The 445-nt window shown below is 72.4% G+C and carries 1 pseudogene; it reads right to left on the bottom strand.

Annotation, left to right across the window (positions count from 1 at the left end):
- A pseudogene (locus tag BCY78_RS24255) lies at nucleotides 1-428 on the bottom strand (ATP-binding cassette domain-containing protein); the annotation flags it as partial.
- Nucleotides 429-445 lie beyond the last annotated feature (17 nt).

Below are 445 nucleotides of genomic sequence, written 5' to 3'. Positions count from 1 at the left end.
GCCCGGGAGAGCAGCTCCCGGTCGTGGGAGACGAAGAGGACCGTCTTGCGGGTCTCCTTCAGCTTCTCCTCCAGCCACCGCTTGCCGGGGACGTCCAGATAGTTGTCCGGCTCGTCCAGCAGCAGCACCTCGTCGGGCCCGCGCAGCAGCGCCTCCAGGACCAGCCGCTTCTGCTCGCCGCCGCTGAGCGTGCGCACCTCGCGCCACTGCGCCTTCTCGTACGGGACGCCCAGCGCGGCCGTCGTGCACATGTCCCAGACCGTCTCGGCCTCGTACCCGCGCGCCTCGGCCCAGTCGCTCAGCGCCTGCGCGTACGCCATCTGCGCGGCCTCGTCGTCGACGGTGAGGATCCTCTCCTCGGCCGCGTCGACCGCCTTCGCCGCCTCCCGGACGCGCGGCTGCGCCACCGACACCAGCAGGTCCCGCACGGTCCGCTCGTCCCGTA

The organism is Pararhodobacter sp. CCB-MM2 (genome assembly GCF_001691415.1).
GTDB lineage: Bacteria > Pseudomonadota > Alphaproteobacteria > Rhodobacterales > Rhodobacteraceae > Pararhodobacter.
The sequence above is the reverse complement of the archived record's forward strand: the minus strand, read 5'-3'. Positions and strand labels throughout refer to the sequence as shown.